Source organism: Planomicrobium stackebrandtii, assembly GCF_030814955.1.
GTDB classification, from domain to species: domain Bacteria; phylum Bacillota; class Bacilli; order Bacillales_A; family Planococcaceae; genus Planococcus; species Planococcus stackebrandtii.
Genome location: NZ_JAUSWB010000003.1, coordinates 50626 through 67389, shown reverse-complemented (window position 1 = coordinate 67389; position 16764 = coordinate 50626). Strand labels below are relative to the sequence as shown.

General features: G+C 47.2%; 15 protein-coding genes. 3 read left to right on the top strand and 12 right to left on the bottom strand.

The window, feature by feature from the left end; all coding sequences use genetic code 11:
• Nucleotides 1–27: 27 nt before the first annotated feature.
• The 9 genes from QOZ98_RS06425 to QOZ98_RS06385 all read right to left on the bottom strand — a co-directional run bounded on the left by QOZ98_RS06425 (nucleotide 28) and on the right by QOZ98_RS06385 (nucleotide 9870).
• Complete coding sequence (locus QOZ98_RS06425; protein ID WP_308786658.1) at nucleotides 28–474, bottom strand: DUF4385 domain-containing protein; 447 nt, start codon at nucleotides 472–474, stop codon at nucleotides 28–30.
• A 143-nt stretch (nucleotides 475–617) separates the two neighbouring features.
• A complete protein-coding gene (locus tag QOZ98_RS06420; RefSeq protein WP_308786657.1) occupies nucleotides 618–2255 on the bottom strand; it encodes a glycoside hydrolase family 13 protein in 1638 nt (545 codons plus the stop codon).
• Nucleotides 2256–2267: 12 nt separating this feature from the next.
• Nucleotides 2268–3287 (bottom strand): LacI family DNA-binding transcriptional regulator, encoded by a 1020-nt coding sequence (locus tag QOZ98_RS06415; protein WP_308786656.1) that lies wholly within the window; start codon nucleotides 3285–3287, stop codon nucleotides 2268–2270.
• A gap of 13 nt (nucleotides 3288–3300) precedes the next feature.
• A complete protein-coding gene (locus QOZ98_RS06410; protein WP_308786655.1) occupies nucleotides 3301–4116 on the bottom strand; it encodes a carbohydrate ABC transporter permease in 816 nt (271 codons plus the stop codon).
• The gene (locus QOZ98_RS06405; RefSeq protein ID WP_308786654.1) at nucleotides 4116–4976 is read right to left on the bottom strand and encodes a carbohydrate ABC transporter permease; all 861 of its coding nucleotides are present in this window, start codon (nucleotides 4974–4976) and stop codon (nucleotides 4116–4118) included. The genes QOZ98_RS06410 and QOZ98_RS06405 overlap by 1 nt, the downstream gene beginning before the upstream one ends.
• Nucleotides 4977–5087: 111 nt before the next feature.
• A complete protein-coding gene (locus QOZ98_RS06400; RefSeq protein WP_308786653.1) occupies nucleotides 5088–6392 on the bottom strand; it encodes an ABC transporter substrate-binding protein in 1305 nt (434 codons plus the stop codon).
• A 240-nt stretch (nucleotides 6393–6632) separates the two neighbouring features.
• On the bottom strand, nucleotides 6633–7505 hold the full coding sequence (locus tag QOZ98_RS06395) for an ROK family protein (protein WP_308786652.1): 873 nt from the start codon (nucleotides 7503–7505) through the stop codon (nucleotides 6633–6635).
• Nucleotides 7506–7536: 31 nt separating this feature from the next.
• Complete coding sequence (locus tag QOZ98_RS06390) at nucleotides 7537–9129, bottom strand: glycoside hydrolase family 13 protein (RefSeq protein WP_308786651.1); 1593 nt, start codon at nucleotides 9127–9129, stop codon at nucleotides 7537–7539.
• A gap of 174 nt (nucleotides 9130–9303) precedes the next feature.
• Nucleotides 9304–9870: an MEDS domain-containing protein gene (locus QOZ98_RS06385; protein ID WP_308786650.1), complete on the bottom strand. Its 567-nt coding sequence runs from the start codon at nucleotides 9868–9870 to the stop codon at nucleotides 9304–9306.
• A gap of 193 nt (nucleotides 9871–10063) precedes the next feature.
• Here QOZ98_RS06385 and QOZ98_RS06380 point away from each other — a divergent pair, with 193 nt between their 5' ends.
• The gene (locus tag QOZ98_RS06380) at nucleotides 10064–10954 is read left to right on the top strand and encodes a PucR family transcriptional regulator (RefSeq protein ID WP_308786649.1); all 891 of its coding nucleotides are present in this window, start codon (nucleotides 10064–10066) and stop codon (nucleotides 10952–10954) included.
• 106 nt (nucleotides 10955–11060) lie between these two features.
• The gene (locus QOZ98_RS06375; protein WP_308786648.1) at nucleotides 11061–12158 is read left to right on the top strand and encodes an ABC transporter ATP-binding protein; all 1098 of its coding nucleotides are present in this window, start codon (nucleotides 11061–11063) and stop codon (nucleotides 12156–12158) included.
• Nucleotides 12159–12305: 147 nt separating this feature from the next.
• Here the strand turns inward: QOZ98_RS06375 and QOZ98_RS06370 are convergent, their stop codons facing one another.
• On the bottom strand, nucleotides 12306–12947 hold the full coding sequence (locus QOZ98_RS06370; RefSeq protein ID WP_308786647.1) for an alpha/beta family hydrolase: 642 nt from the start codon (nucleotides 12945–12947) through the stop codon (nucleotides 12306–12308).
• 115 nt (nucleotides 12948–13062) lie between these two features.
• Here QOZ98_RS06370 and QOZ98_RS06365 point away from each other — a divergent pair, with 115 nt between their 5' ends.
• The gene (locus QOZ98_RS06365) at nucleotides 13063–13623 is read left to right on the top strand and encodes a maltose acetyltransferase domain-containing protein (RefSeq protein WP_308786646.1); all 561 of its coding nucleotides are present in this window, start codon (nucleotides 13063–13065) and stop codon (nucleotides 13621–13623) included.
• A 774-nt stretch (nucleotides 13624–14397) separates the two neighbouring features.
• Here QOZ98_RS06365 and QOZ98_RS06360 read toward each other — a convergent pair.
• A complete protein-coding gene (locus tag QOZ98_RS06360; protein ID WP_308786645.1) occupies nucleotides 14398–15381 on the bottom strand; it encodes an ornithine cyclodeaminase family protein in 984 nt (327 codons plus the stop codon).
• A gap of 27 nt (nucleotides 15382–15408) precedes the next feature.
• The gene (locus tag QOZ98_RS06355) at nucleotides 15409–16719 is read right to left on the bottom strand and encodes an MFS transporter (protein ID WP_308786644.1); all 1311 of its coding nucleotides are present in this window, start codon (nucleotides 16717–16719) and stop codon (nucleotides 15409–15411) included.
• Nucleotides 16720–16764 lie beyond the last annotated feature (45 nt).

The following is a 16764-nucleotide window of genomic DNA, read 5'->3' as shown; positions in this document are numbered from 1 at the left end:
ACGCTTTATCCGTCTAAAAGATGCACCTCATCCATATTTTTTCTGGTGCTCTTTTTTGCGCTTCAAGTAGTCTTCATCTTCACGGATTTCGTCCCAGCGCTTTTTGAAAATCGCCGCCGACTCGGCTTTCACCGGATCGATTTCCCGCTCCTTGATGCTGCGGTCCTCGTTGTATTTGCGGCCGCCTTTGTAATTGGTGTAGCGGCGAGCCCGCGTATAGCCCATCTGTATAAACTTGCGCGCCATATCCATTCCTACAAAATCATCCTGTTTGCGGTATTCCTCGAACATCTCTGAAATCTTATCGCACGATTCCTGGGCAATCTCCGGCGTCTTGAAACGCCAATGCGGCAAAATTTCCCCCTTGTACGGCTCTACCATCAACACGCCCTGCTCCCCTTTGCCCACTCGGTAAAGCTCAGGATGCTTCCGCAAATCCAGATTTTCATAATCCAGGTCATAATCAAATGCCATGCCAATCGACTCCTTTTTGCTTTTTGCTTTGTTTTATTTATACCCTCCATTGATGCAGGTGAACCCATGAAAAATGATTGTTTGACGACAAAAAGACCAGAGAAAGAAGATCCTTTCTCTGGTCTTTTTGTAACTATTCATTATTAACCAACTAACGTTTCTTTAGGAATTTTGTAAACCCGTGCTTCGTATGGAAGCAATTGCGCAGGATCAATGTTTGTGTAGTTTGCCAAAAGCAATGTAGAGTCTTCCGGATCGATGCCGCAAAGGCACGCGTGCTGGCCAAGATTTGTAACAATGAGCACTTTATCGTCTCCGTATTCGCGCGTATAGGCAAACACCGCATCGTGCCCCAGCTCCAATAGCTTGTATTCGCCATAGACGAAGACGTCCATATTCTTCCGGAGCCAGATCATCTGTTTATAGAAAGACAGCACCGAGTGCGGGTCGTTTTCCTGCGCCTCGACGTTCAGCCACTCATAATTGGGGTTGACGTTAATCCACGGCATGGCCGTCGAGAAGCCGGCATGAAGACTGTTGTTCCATTGCATCGGCGTCCGTGAATGGTCGCGGCTCGTTGCGCGAAGCAAGGTCATGATGGCGTCGTGCTCCATGCCCGTTTCTTTTTTATGGAAATATAAATTGTGTGTGTGGACATCATCGAAATGGTCGAGTTCTTCAAATGGTGCGTTCGACATGCCGATTTCCTGGCCCTGATAAATGAACGGCGTGCCTTGCATGAAGAAATACATGCAGGCGAGAGCTGTCGCACTTTCACGCCAATACACCTGATCATCTCCCCAAGTTGAAACGACGCGCGGCTTGTCATGATTTTCAATAAATAATGCATTCCAGCCGACGCCGTTGACTTTTTCCTGCCACTTGCTGAGCACTTTTTTCAGTTCCGGTGCATTCACGCCGTTTTGTACTTCCACGTTCCACAAATCGATGTCCTCAAATTGGAAGATCATATTGAACTTGCCGTTATCGGTGCTGACCCAATCGTGGATTTCGTCTGCCGAAACCCCGTTGGCTTCTCCGACTGTCATGATATCGTGTTTGCCAAAGGTTTCATCATACAATTCCTGAAGAAGCGGCTGAATGCCATCAACATTCATCATTTTTTCCCAGGAAGGCACAAACAAATGGCCTTCAGTATTTTCTGCATTTGAGTAGTCTTTTTTGATGTGGCTGATGGCGTCGACACGGAATCCGTCGATGCCTTTGGCTACCCACCAGTTGACCATTTTGTAAAGTTCACTGCGGACTTCAGGATTTTCCCAATTCAAATCCGGCTGTTTTTTCGAGAAAATATGCAGATAGTATTGTCCGGTTTTTTCATCGTAATCCCAGGCAGGCCCTCCGAAAATGCTTTCCCAATTTAACGGTTCGTCGCGCCATACGTACCAGTCGCGCTTTGGATTATCGCGCGAGGAACGCGATTCCAAAAACCACGGATGCTCATCGCTCGTGTGATTGATCACCAAATCGATGATCAGCTTCATGCCGCGCGCGTGCACTTCTGCCATTAATCGTTCGAAATCCGCCATTGTGCCGAAATCCGCCAAAATCGCCTGGTAGTCGCTAATGTCGTAGCCATTGTCGTCGTTTGGCGACTTATACATTGGGCAAACCCAAATCACGTCGATTCCCAGGTCTTTTAAATAATCCAATTTGCTTGTAATGCCGTTGATGTCGCCTAGGCCATTTCCGTCAGAATCCATGAAACTGCGCGGATAAACCTGATAGACGACTGCTTCTTTCCACCATTTTTTATCCATAACTAATCCCTCTCAAAGACGGCGGCATGATCCTCGTTCAATCAGTCGTGAAGCAACTACGACTTGTTTCGGAGGCGTCGATTCGTCTGTTATTTTTTCTAATACCAATTCGGCTGCATGCAGCCCCAGATCATAAATCGAAATATCCACTGTGCTCAGCGGCGGCTTTAAATGCCGTGAAATTGCATGGTTGTTAAAACCGATGATGGAGACATCCTCCGGCACACCGATTTCCAAATCTTCGAGATAGCCGATTACTTCGTACGCCACCATGTCATCGTGCGTGACAATGGCGGTTGGCGGAATTCCCAGTGCCATCAGCTGGCGGATGGCTTCGCGTTCACCGCCGCCCATCAATTCCTGATTAACCGTATAGGCTTCGTCAAACGGAATGCCATGTTGGGCGAGAGCTTGCTTATAGCCTTCCAGCCGGTCAAGCGAGACGACGAAATCCGCCGCTCCCCCGACAAATGCAATGTTCCTGTGGCCGAGCCCGACCAAGTATTCTACCGTCGCTTTAGCATTGTTGATATTGTCGTTGTCGACATATGATACGGAGCATGGATCGGTGAAGGGACGGCCGACGACAGAGTATGGCAAGCCGCTTTCGGCAAGATACTGCATGACCGGATCGCCGATTTTTGAATACAGCAGAACGATGCCATCGACTCTCCTGCCTTGCACCATTTCCACAACTTCCCGGTAAATTTCTTCTTGAGTGGCACCCGTCGATAAATACAAACCATACTGGCTGCCATGAGCCCGAGTAGAGATTCCCCTCAGTACTTCCGGAAAAAAGGGATTTTGAAATGCCAGTGTCGCCGAATTTTCCATGATGACACCGAGTGTCTGGCTCTTTTTCCCAACCAGGTTGCGGGCTTGGAAATTCGGAAAATAGCCCAGTCCTTCCATCACTTCCCGTACTTTCACTTTTGTCTTGCTGCTGATCCGCGGATTGTCAGCTATGACCCGGGACACAGTAGCCGGAGACACGCCAGCCTGTTTCGCAACGTCTTTGATCGTGACTGCCATTTTTACCGCCCCCTTATTTTACTGCTCCATCTGATACTCCTTTGATGATTTCACGCTGTGCGAAGAAATAGAAAATGATGACTGGAACAATGGCGAGCGTCAATCCTGCAAGCGCCAAATGCCATTGTTTTGTATATTCTCCGAAGAAGAAGAACATCTTCAGCGGAATCGTTTCACTGCCTGGTGTGTTGATGACGAGAGATGGCAACAGGTAATCGTTCCATATCCAGATGATATTCAGGATTGCCACTGTCACCGTAATCGGCTTTAACACCGGGAAAATGATGTGCCAGAACACTTGCCAGCGGTTTGCCCCGTCAATTGTCGCTGCTTCATCAAGTGAACGCGGGATGTTATTCAAAGCACCATGATACAGGAAAATCGACAGGCTTGCGCCAAATCCGAGATACATGAAGATCAGTCCGCCACGATTCAGCATTTCAAACTGTCCGAATACGGTTACCAGCGGAATCATAACGGACTGGAACGGAATCAGCATCGCTGCGACAAATGTGAAAAACAGCACAGTGCTGAGCCTGCTTTTGGCGCGCGATAACGCATACGCCGCCATGGCCGAAAAGAAAATGATCAAAACCACACTGATGACGGTGATCAACAGCGAGTTAAAAAGCGTGCGCATAAAATCGAGTTCCTCGAAAGCGGTAATGTAGTTGTCAAAACTCCATGCTTCCGGAAGGCTGATCGTGTCCATGAAAATTTCTTTTTTCGATTTGAACGAGTTGACGAACATCAGATAAAACGGAACCAGCCACAACAGCGCCAGCAGCCCTCCGAGAACTTCCAACTTGATATCCCATTTTTTCTTCATTACATTTCAACCTCCTTGCGTTTGTTCAAATACACTTGCACAAGGGCGATGATGGCAACGATGACAAAGAAAATAACGGCTTTCGCCTGCGCGTAGGCAAAATCATTCTGCGTGAACGCTGTCTTGAAAATTTCCATTGCTACCATTTCAGTTGAATTGTAAGGCCCGCCGCCTGTCAGCGACAAGTTTTGGTCGTACAGTTTGAACGAGTTGGACAAGGTAAGGAACATGCTGACTGTAAAGGCCGGCGCCACAAGCGGAAAAATGATGTAGCGGAAACGCTGGAACGTGGATGCTCCGTCAATTTCAGAAGCTTCCAGCAGCTCTTTTGGCATCCCTTCCAAATAAGCGATGTAAATGACCATTATGTATCCTGCCATCTGCCAGCTCATCAAGATGACCAATCCCCAGAATCCGGTGTCCGTCGTGGACAGCCAGCCCTGCAAACTTTCCATTCCAATGATTTCGCCGATACTGGCGAATACTTTGATAAAAATAAACTGCCAGATAAACCCTAGGATTAAACCGCCGATCAGGTTCGGCATAAAAAACGTCGTGCGCAGCAATTTGCTTGAACGGACGCGTCCAGTAACGAGCAATGCCAGCGACAAACCGATGATATTGATCAGGATTACCGACACTATCGAGAATTTCGTCGTAAACCAAAGCGAATCCAGGAACCGTTCGTCTTTAAACAGGTTGATGTAATTTTGGAACCCGACAAACTCGCCTGTATTAATGCCGTTCCAGGTAGTGAAGGAATAATAAACTCCAAGAAGCATTGGAACAATGACAACCAGCGTAAGCGCCAGCAAAACCGGGGCCAGAAACAACCAATAAGATAAATCTTTTGTACGCATACAGGCACCTTTCCTTCCTTATTCCATTGCGCGTTCGCCTGGTAATAAAACAAAGTAGCACAGAGGCTACTTTGTTAAACACTCAAATGATGAAGATTGATTTGATTTGTCTTATTCAGCCCGCTCTGATTCCCAGGCTTCTTTAGCCGAATCAATGACTTCATCCCAGCTTGCTTCGTCGCTCAAGTATTTCTGGATATTGGCTCCAAGTACGTCTTCTCCCCAGCCAGTCGGATAACCCATGAAGACCCAGCCGATTGTGTTGCCTGACTCGGATGCATCATAGATTGCTTTTGACATGGGATCGGTGATCTTCGACGTGTCATAGCCTTCGTATGCAGGAATGAACTTGAAGTCTTCCACTACAGCCGTTTTGCCTGCGTCAGATGTGTAAAGCCAATCCAAAAATGCTTTTGATTCTTCAATAACTTTTTCATCCGCTTGTTTGTTTACGCCCCAATACATCGGTACGCCAACCGGCAAACCTGCATTGTCCATTCCTTCAACCGGAATCGGCATCATGCCTACGCCATTGTCTGCCAGTTCAGGATCAATGCCGGCGATCGAGCCGTAAGCCCAGTTTCCTTGCTGGATGATCGCTACACGTTCCAGCGAGAACAACTCTTCTACTTGCTGAGAGTAGTCAAGGCTTACTGTTGGCTGTTTCGAATATTCGTTTTGCAAGTCAACGATTTTCTTAAAGCCTTCAGCGTATTTGAAATCAACCGTCTTCGCGTCAAATGCGGTTAACACGTTGTTGTCAAATTCAGGTGCCAGGAAGGTGTTCGACAAATGAAGGCCAGTAACCCATGTTTCTTTTCCTGGGAAAGCGAAGACCGATTCAAGGCCAAGCTCTTCTTTTTGCGAATCGAGTGTTTCTACAGCTTCTTCAAGCGCTGCAAAATCAGTGATGGATGCAGGATCAATTCCAGCTTCTTCGAACAAACGGGTATTGTAGATAAATCCGTAGCCTTCCTGATTATATGGAAGACCGAGCACTTCAGACTCAACCGTTACGCCATCCAGCGTTCCTTCAAGTGCAGCGCCGGCAGCTTCTGTGTCTGCCAGATCTGATAAATTGTCTTTCCAGTCGGCAACATCCTGAGGTCCACCGATATTAAAGATCGCCGGCTCGTTGCCGGATGCAAAGCGTGAACGAAGGGCTGCGCCGTAATCTTCTCCGCCGCCAACTGTTGTTATTTCAATGTTGACGTCCGGATTCTCTTCTTCATACTGAGCTACGACATCTTCAAACTGGTCTTTAAACTCCACTTTAAATTGGAAAATATCAACGGTTACCTGTTCCCCATCAGATCCTGAAGCATTTTCCTCCCCATCGCTATTGCATCCTGCCAAAACTGCTGCTGACAGCATCAATGATGCTACTAACCCCTTGCTGAACTTTAATTCCCTCATCCCAAAATCCCCCTTTAGATTGTTGTGAAATCGTTTGCACAAACCTGTAAATAAAAAGTGGAAACAAGATTGAGAGCGTTTCCACCAATTAATTATTTCGATCATAACATCGTGTAAACGTTTGCACAAGATGGAATTTAAAATAATTCAAAGTTTTTTTGGAGATTTTTTTACACCAAAAGAAAAAGCAGGTTCGGCTGTTATGCCGTCCCTGCTTGAAAATAGATCAGTATGCTTTTCTTACTGTTCCAGCACGAGCAAAGCTGCCCCTAAAATGCCGGCATCGTTTTCAAAACGCGCCACTTCGACATCCAATGGATTTAACAGCATAGGCTTCAGCTGGCGCTGGAGCGACTCCATCCAAAGGTCGGCAGCTTCTGAAACGCCGCCGCCGATGATGACCATCTCCATATCGAATGCCGCCTGAAGGCTGCTGATGACAAGCGCCAAGTCTCCAGTAAACTCTTCCACCACTTGCTTGGCTTTCGGATCTGTCTGTGCATTTCCAAAAAGTTCAGGCGGTGTGATGGCTAGTCCCGCTTCCCGAATGCGCCGGCGCAGCGCTGTTCCGGAGACGTACATTTCACTGCAGCCCAGCCTTCCGCACGCACACTTAACGCCATTTGGATAAAGGATCATATGCCCGAGTTCTGCCGCTCCTCCGTGAGGGCCGCCGCTTAACAGTTTGCCGTCCCACAACACTCCGCCGCCAAGGCCGGTGCCGAGCGTCAACACAACGACACGATCAAGCCCCCGCGCAGCACCAAACTTCGCTTCTGCCAGCGCTACAGCGTTTGCATCATTTTCCACTTCAACGCGTTTTCCTGTCGCTTTTTCCAGCCATTCCTTAACAGGTGTGTTGGTCCAGCCTGGGAGAGTCTCTGCCGCATAAATTACTTTTCCTTGCTTCGGATCGACAAAGCCGTGCGTACCGACGCCAATCGCGCTGACGTTCGGCTGCGCAGCCAGAACGCGAAGAATGTTTTCTTCCAGATAGGGATACAACGGGATTTGGGTTGGAATTTGTTCTTCGTATAAAATTTGGCCAAGGTCATCAATAACGCCCATCCTGACCTTGGTTCCACCAATGTCGACTCCTAATACTTTTGCCATAGCTCCTCCTAGTTAGTGTTCATATTTTTGTTCATTGCTGGTAAAAGACAATTGCCTCGTATGGGCGCAGCAGAACTTCGCTTTCCCCGTCCACTTCTGCGTAATTGCCAATCAGCACCCTGCCTATGGGACGAGCAGCCGATTTGATGTTTTTCGAGAAATTGCAGTAGACGGTCAGCTTTTCTTCTTCCCATGAGCGCGTATAGGCAAAAATTTCACTGTCTTCACGGTACAGCAACTCGAAATCGCCATGGGTGATGATGTCCATCTTCTTGCGCAGACTGATTAGTTTTTTGTAGTATTGATAAACTGAATCCGGATCCGTATGCTGCAAAGCGTTGATTTCCCTGTAGTTTGGATTGACTTTCAGCCACGGCGTCCCTGTCGTAAAGCCGCCGTTCGGTTCTGCGGACCATTGCATCGGTGTCCGGGCATTGTCGCGGCTTTTGACATAGATCTTCTCCATGATATCATCATGCGGAATACCTGCTTCACATTTTTCTTTATACATATTCAAGGTCTCGATGTCCTTGTAATCGTCGATCGAACCAAAGCGAACATTGGTCATTCCGAGTTCTTCACCTTGGTAAATATACGGCGTGCCTTGCATAAAATGCAAACATGTGGCGAGCATCTTCGCTGATTCAACGCGCCAATCCGTATCATCGCCAAAGCGCGAAACGATGCGCGGCTGGTCATGGTTGTTCCAGTACAAACTGTTCCAGCCTTCGGCGTGGAGTCCATGCTGCCATTTTTCCATATTCTCTTTTAAGTCGATCAGGGACAGCCCTTTTAAATCCCATTTTTCGCCGGATGCCTGGTCAAGGCCCATATGCTCGAATGTGAAAATCATATTCAATTCCTGATTCTTAGCAGCAGTGTAGTCGCGGGCTTCTTTCGGCGTCGTGCCCGGCATTTCACCAACGGTGACGATGTCGTATTTCGACAGCACCTCCTTGTTCATCTCTTTCAAGTATGTATGGACATTCGGCCCGTTCAGGAATTGATGGCTGCCCTCTCCGCCTGGTGCATCGTGCATGTCCGGCACTTTTGAAATCATATTGATGACGTCCATGCGGAAACCGTCGACACCTTTATCGAGCCACCAACGCATCATTTCGTAAACTGTCTTACGCAGTTCGGGGTTGTCCCAATTCAAATCCGGCTGTTTTTTCGAAAACAAGTGCAAGTAATATTGGCCTCGTTCTTTTTGATATTCCCAAGCCGAGCCGCTGAAAAAGGAACGCCAGTTGGTGGGTGTATCGCGCCATATGTAAAAGTCGGGATGATTTTTAAACCATTCATGCTCGTCGGAAGTGTGGTTGACGACAAGGTCCATTATCAGTTTCATGCCGCGAGCATGGACTTCCGACAACAGCTCATCAAAATCGGCCATTGTGCCAAACTCTTGCATGATTTGATAGTAATCCCGGATGTCGTAGCCGTTATCATCGTTCGGTGAATCATAGACCGGCGACAGCCAAAGAATATCCACACCAAGGCCGTGCAAGTAGTCAAGCTTTTGAATAATGCCGCGAATATCGCCGATCCCGTCACCATCGGAGTCCATGAAACTCCGCGGATAAATTTGGTAAACGGTCGACTTTTTCCACCACTCGCCCATAAATTCCCTCTTTTCCTTTTAGTGAATATTATTCTAACATCATACATGAATTTGCTGAATTGCCAACTAATTGCCGAAAATATATTTTTATTTTTTCAATTTCAGCCACCTTCTTTTAAAAAATTCCATAAAAAAACTGCCGTGGTTTCCCGGCAGTTATGGATGATTATTGAATTAGGTTTCTGTTGCGGTATACAGCTCCGAGACGACGACATCCTCTTCAATTAGAACATAGGGATGCGTTTCAAGCAGCATCTTTTTAATGGTTTCCGGCATCGTTTTGCTCGCGTAAGCGCAAATCAATGGAAACTGTAATTCCTTCACCGCGACATCGATGATTTTTTCGAAATCCTCCACTAGATGGATCGGGTCTTCCATCGTCGCCCATTCCACATGCGCCCAAGACCGGAAAGTTGCCTGTTTCTCTAAATAAGGCTCCACAGTTTTTTCGAAATACGCCTGGATTGCAGGCGGATGGTAACTGCCGCTGGAATAATAAAAATCAAAACTCCTAACAAAATGGATAAAATCCATTTGACCCTTAGTAAGCTGTATTTCCAGCTCAGCTTTGATCATTGGAGACAGGCGCGGATTTTCAATCAGAATAACATAATCCCCTGCTTCAACACCATGCTTAGCATAAGCTACAACATTGTTAATATAGTTGTAGTTTTCTTCGTACGAATACAGCACATGGGCATCGCGCTGCTCGTCAAAAAGCTTGAGCATTTTTTTGTTCAATTCATCATCCCTCTAACAAGTTAATAACACCGTTCACGGTTTTTCTAGATTAAGTATACACAAAAAGGGAACGTTTGTCCCCTTTCAATCATCTGTTTTACGGTATAATGAATACATTAGAAAAGCAATCAGACCTGCACTAAATACAAGAGCAGGCTGCCATCAGGAAAATTCAGTTGAAAAGAGGTATTTGATGATCAGCCAATTGAGTAAAATCTATCCTTCGCTTCAAATTTATACGCAAGGTGCTTCCGCTGCCGATCCGGATTACAAATGGTTTTCTGCAGCAGATGGGACCGTTGTCGGCATCCACGAAACCGAACTGGACCCAAAAGACGTGTTGCTGCTGTCCGCATTTCTTACTCCATACAACCCAAGATTCCCGATCCATACGGATGAAGAAAAGAAATGGCTTGCTGCGGTAAACTCATCCACACCGGAAGAAGCGATTGAATTTCCACTGGACTCGCTGTACCGTTTTGTCCATTTTTCAATCCAGGAAAAGCAGATCAGCCCTGTAGCATTTAAACATGCCGTGAATGATTTTACCGCACAGCAAGTTTCCATCCTGTGGGAAAATGACCACGAAGGCATCCTTGTCGAACACATGGCAAAAGAGGATGGTCCCATCTCCTACGATGAAATTATCGATATTTTGATGAGCGACCTTTACGTCAAAATCCGATTTTTTGTCGGTCCTTTCCGAGACAGCCTGACCCTTGCGGCAGCCCATTACAAGTCGGTGATCGATACGGCGAAAACGATGAAAATTTATTCCAATAAAGCAGTGACCGGCTATGTTGATGCCGTTCCTTATCTGTTAATCGGCCAAACCGAGGAGCACGTGCTCAGTAATATCAGGCAAACCATCCTGCAGGCCTATCAGGATGATGAAGAAACCATAAAAATGCTGCAAACTTTTGTCCGCAACAACTTAAATATTTCCGAAACCTCGAAAGCTTTGCATATGCACCGGAACAGCCTGCAATACCGGCTCGACCGCTTCCACGAAAACACCGGCATTGATGTCCGCAAGTTCGACCACGCCATGGCCGTTTATTTGGCGATATTGATCGAAAAGTAAATGTGCACAAAAAAGCGCTTTCATTTTTAGGCAGGTTTGACATTCTCTTAAAATCGGCTATCGGTTATGCTGTTACCAATGACAATACAATATTGGGGGAAAGCAAATGACTGGCTTATCATTAGTGAATATTAAAAAAGAATATGAAAAAGGTGTGGTGTCTGTAAAAGACTTCAACCTGGAAATCCGCGACAAGGAATTTTTGGTGCTCGTCGGCCCTTCAGGCTGCGGGAAATCAACAACACTCCGCATGATTGCTGGATTGGAAGATATCACGGAAGGTGATTTGTACATCGGCGACAGAAGAGTCAACGACGTTTCGCCAAAAGACCGCGACATTGCGATGGTATTCCAGAACTATGCACTGTATCCGCACATGACCGTTTATGAAAATATGGCATTCAGTTTAAAATTGCGCAAAATGAAAAAAGACGAAATTAAAGCCCGCGTTGACAATGCGTCAAAAATCCTTGGGCTGGATGATTATTTGAACCGCAAACCAAAAGCGCTATCAGGTGGTCAGCGCCAGCGTGTTGCTCTTGGGCGTGCCATCGTCCGCGATGCAAAAGTCTTCTTGATGGATGAGCCTTTATCAAACCTGGATGCAAAACTGCGTGTGCAGATGCGTGCAGAAATCCAGAAATTGCACCGCCGCCTGCAGACGACTACTGTCTACGTAACGCATGACCAGACAGAAGCTATGACGATGGCGACACGCTTGGTTGTTATGAAAGATGGATTTATCCACCAGGTCGGTACACCTAAAGAAGTATATGACTTGCCAGAAAACATGTTCGTTGGCGGCTTTATTGGATCGCCGTCCATGAACTTCCTGCGCGGAAAATTAGTTGGCGAACACTTTGTGATGGGCGACAACAATATTCGCATCCCAGAAGGCAAACTGAAAATGCTTAAAGAGCAAGGCTATGAAACGAGAGATGTTGTCCTTGGCATACGTCCTGAAGATATTCATGACGAGCCCCTCTTCCTTGAGCATTCACCGCATACTAGACTCAAAGCATATATCGAAGTTGCAGAGTTGATGGGCTCAGAAATCATCCTTTACTCTCAAGTCAATGATCAGGATTTTGTGGCACGCGTCGATTCACGCTTTAATGTCGAAGCCGGCACGACCATCGAAATGGCGTTCGATATGAACAAAGCCCATTTCTTTGACAGTGAGTCCGAGCTGCGCATTCGTTAAGCTGGGCTGGTGCTTATACTATAAAAAATCTCCACAGACTGCCGGATATTCTTCCGGCAGTTTTTTGTTTCCAATGGATAATGAGATACAGAAACCACCCATCTACCCAACAAAAAAGCTGTCCGCAATTACGCGGACAGCTCCCCATTAAAATTTCTTGATTCCAGCGATGATCTGCTTTAAGGCATCAATCGATTTTAGTGGATCGGTTTCACAATCCAATCGGTGGTTGATGTCCGGCAACAAGGTTGCCTCGAGGTTCGGGTTCGTTTTCAGCAGCTCGAAGGCTCCGGGCGAGTAATAGCGGTCTTTGTCGCCAATGAAGCATAGTGCAGGATTCCTGCTGTTGACCATGGTGTTAAGAACTTCTTCCCGGTTTAACAGCGGCGTTACCCACACAGCTTTGGCTTCGCTGAATTCCGGCCGTTTCATTTCGGCGCCCATTGCGATGGTGCCCAGTGATTTGCCGACCAGGTAGAACTCCTGATAGTTTCTGCCTTTGAGCGCTTCACTGATGACCAAGCGCACGTCGTGGAGAATCGCTTCGTCCAATTCATTCATCGTGAACCCATCATACGCTTTGTCGGTGTACTGGTAATTAACCCGTAAGACATCGTAGTTTTCATTCAGAAAAATTTCTTCCGCAAAATGAAATAGCGGGCTTTTTGTCGTGTAGCCGGCACCTGGCAAGAAGATGGCCAATTTTTTTGTGTAGTCTTCTGTAAGTACGACTGTATAAGGAACCTCGATCCCCTTAGAGCCGATGACCTTGTTGTTGATTGCTTTCATAAAACTCACTCCTGTCTCTCTCTATTATAAAGAATATTCCATAAATTTACTAAGTATTTTTCAAATTGGCTGTGATACAATCGATTTATCATTATACTTGTCGGGAGGCTGCCCCATGAAAACGGAAAAAGAAAAGATGCTGGCTGGTGAAATGTACGATCCGCAGGATTCCGAGCTGCGCCAAAACCGCATGAATGCCCGCCGGCTCAGCCGGTTGTTCAATGAAACAACCGAAATGGATGGCCAGGACCGCACCGATCTGCTGAAAAAACTCTTCGGCTCGACCGGTGAAATCCTCTTTGCCGAACCTAACATTCGCTGTGATTATGGTTTCAATATGCATGTCGGCGAAAACTTCTATGCCAATTTCGACTGCGTGTTTCTGGATGTCTGCGAAATACGCATCGGCGACAATTGCATGATTGCCCCGGGTGTCCACATTTACACAGCTACACACCCGCTCGAACCGGCTGCACGAAATTCCGGCAAAGAATTCGGCAAGCCTGTTACCATCGGGCATAACGTCTGGATCGGCGGCCGTGCGGTTATCAACCCCGGCGTCACAATCGGCGACAATGCCATCATTGCTTCCGATGCTGTGGTCACCAAAAACGTACCCGCCAACACCATAGTCGGCGGCAATCCCGCAAAAGCCATCGGCCATATTGAGGAATAACCAGCAATGCGCTTTGGCGTGTTGGTTTTTATTTATATTTTTTCAATGTCTGTAAGGATCCCTTTCAGCATGGCGATTGACCATTACTGGAGAACCCCTTGTCCTTTTCCATCATTATACAAAATCACCATGAAGCGAGTGGCTTCTTTATGTAAATTTTGTATATTTATTCGCAAACTAAGTTTTACTATAGATGGGCTTTACTTTTGCGAGTTTACACTAAATTGCAGAATGACGAAATTTGAGCTTGCCCGTTAGAAACAGGTACTTGCTTCTTGTAATGGGCAACCACAAACAACAGCGATGCAATTTAGTAAAATGCAGTTCGCGCGAGCGAACTGCTTCCTTTTGCGCGCTTGAACTTGGATTGTGCGAGTGTCAACCGGACCTATTAGTAGCTGACATTCCTATAGCAGCAAAAAAGGTTCAGGTAAAAATCGAAAACCTTCATGTAGAAGTGTGTAACTTTCATGTAGAAGCAGGAGATTCGTGTAAGAACTCGAAAGCTTCACGTAGAAGCTACAAACTCTCATGTAGAACCGCCTAACCTTCATGTAGCTACACAAAATCCTTGTAAGAACTCGAAAGCTGCACGTAGAAGCTGCAAACTCTCATGTAGAACCGCCTATCCTTCAGGTAGAAACACGAAATCCTTGTAAGAACTCAAAAACTACACGTAAAAACCACAATTCTTCTCTTAAAAACCAAAACCCTCACCTAAAAAAATCCCGTAAGCGCAAAAAGCCGCTTACGGGATTTCTTCTAAAATCAAATTTACAATTCTACTTCCGTACCCGCTCCGCTTTCCTCCACTTTGCGATAGACGCCTTTAGCAACAGCTAAATCGAAATAGGCAGCGCCTACGCATTTAAAGAAAGTGACTTCGGATTCCGTCTCGCGGCCGGCAGCTTCTCCGACAACCAGTTGGCCAAGTTCGGCATGCAATTGATCAAATGACCAGACGCCGCTTTCCGCACTATGGATCAGCTCACCCGCTTCGCCTTTGACACCGGCAATGTCATCTGCAACAATTTTGTCGGCGCGCAGTATGGTCGTTTCGTCCATTTCACGCATGCTCCGCAAGTAAGAACCGACGCCATTGATGTGTGTGCCTGGCTTTAAATCTTCTCCGTTAAAGACTGGCTCGTTCGACCGCGTTGCGCAGCAAATGATATCTGCCTGCTGCACCGCTGATGAGACGATGGTCTCAACCGTGTATGGAATTTCGATACCGAATGCCATGAGGCTTTCGCCAAAGCGCTCTGCTTTTTCCGGTGTCCGGTTGACCAGGATGATCTGTTCAATCGGCCGCACTGCCAGTATCCCCAGCACTTGCTCGAACGCCATCGCCCCTGTCCCAATCACAGTCAGTACCCGGCTTTCCTTGCGCGCCAGCAGATCGGTAGCGATCGCGCTGAGTGCACCGGTGCGCAGGCGAGTCAAATAGGAAGCGGTCATCATTGCAACATGTTCCCCGTTGTCGCCGTCGGACAGCAAGATGACGCCTTGCGTGGTCGGCTTGTCCTGTGCCGGATTTTCCGGGAAGATGGTGACAATTTTGACACCTGAGATTTTATTCGCCATGTCGGCACTTGGCATATAAAGCGCCGATGCCTGCCGCTCCGGAAAATCGAGAACGGTTCGGTGCGGACTGTTGATCTGGCCCTGCTGCTTGGCCCGCAGCATTTCCGTAACGTCACGAATGGCGTCAATCATAAGGTATTGTTGCTGAATCTGCTGTTCGTTGATGATAAGCATGAGTAATCCTCCTAAAAAACGATCCGCTTAACCGCGGCTTTCTTTTGCCACTAATTTCGGTTCGGGTTGTCCCTGTTTGCCGCTCAAGTCTTTCACTGCCCAAATGGACAGCAGCGAAATGACCGCCGTAAGAATAATGTAAAGCGCAACTGGCACATACGAATTATCGAATGTGGCAAGCAGGAATGTCGCAACTAAAGGCGCCGTTCCTCCTGCCAAGGCCGCACCGATCTGGTAGCCTAGAGTCACACCAGTATAGCGCACTTTAGCATCGAAAATTTCAGAGAACATTGTGCCGAGAACTGCTGTAATCGGTGCCCAGATGATGCCAAGGCCGATGATGGTGGCAACGATCAATAATGTTACAGACCCTTGCTGCAGCATCCAGAAATACGGGAAGGCGAACAACGCCATTGCCACTGACCCCGTGATGTACATTTTTTTACGTCCGACACGGTCGGATAAAGCACCCATGATTGGAATCAAGATGGTCGTGATGACGGTCGCAATCATGACTGCGGCCAATGTAGCTGTTCTCGAGAATTCGAGGTTAGTTGTCGCATAGGACACAACGAAAGTACCGAAAATATAAAATGGAGCTGTTTCAACAACCTTTGCCCCAATAGCGATCAGCACTTCACGCCAATGGTATTTCAAGGTATCAACGATTGGCAGCTTCGGAATTTCACCAGATGCCTGAACCGCCTTGAACTCAGGTGTTTCATCAATGCCTTTGCGGATCCACAATCCAAAGACCACCAGGAACGCGCTCAGGATAAATGGTACGCGCCAGCCCCAGCTCATGAATGCCGCTTCCGGCAACAGCGTCATGACATACAGCGCCAAGGTTCCCATAACCATTCCGATCGTCACGCCCATCTGCGGGATGCTGCCGAAAAATCCGCGTCTTTCAGGTGGTGCATATTCTGTTGCGAGGAGTAATGCCCCTCCCCATTCGCCGCCGATGCCAAGCCCTTGAATCAGACGAAGCGAAATCAGCAAGATTGGCGCTGCGACACCGATTGCCTGATAGGTCGGCAGGAGCCCCATGGCGAATGTCGCAAACCCCATCAAGCTTAAAGTGATAACCAATGTTTTTTTACGTCCAATCCGGTCGCCGATATGGCTGAAGATGATGCCGCCAAATGGGCGGATAAAGAATGATAGCGCGAAAGATGCGTAGGCGAGCATCAGCCCGACCGTTGGATCTTCATTGACGAAAAACAATTGGTTGAACACCAATGCCGCCATTGTGCCGTACAGAAAATAATCAAACCATTCAATCGAACTCCCCACAAGACTTGCCGTTAATACTTTGCGCGTTTGCTTTTTATCCATCCCAATTCCCCCTTGCGAATAAATTGAAGTGACACTTTAATTCTC